Source organism: Bartonella sp. MR168JLCBS, assembly GCF_042194175.1.
Map to the genome: position 1 here is coordinate 1 of NZ_JBHIMP010000554.1, position 255 is coordinate 255.

Here is a 255-nt window from a genome sequence, read left to right on the forward strand (position 1 = left end):
AAGTTCCTTCAACGAAGCGGCAAAACAAGTTCTTTTACATCAGCCCACTCAGTTGGCAGCGGCATTAATTTAGGCCTAGAAGAGCACACCAATGTTTCGACAAGGCCAATGATGATCGATAAGGGATGTCTTGATAAAGCAGGTCCTAAAGTAATAAAATGATCACGCTCAAAGTCTCTAAACATTTCAGCTTAGCAACGCTCCATTCCCAAAAAATCCGCAGCGTGCAGCATATCAATATGTAAGAAAGTCCAG

1 pseudogene is annotated in these 255 nt (G+C 42.4%); it reads right to left on the minus strand.

The annotated features are described in order from the left end of the window. Positions 1 to 23 precede the first annotated feature (23 nt). Positions 24 to 255: pseudogene (locus ACFIK8_RS12615) on the minus strand (ATP-binding protein); the annotation flags it as partial.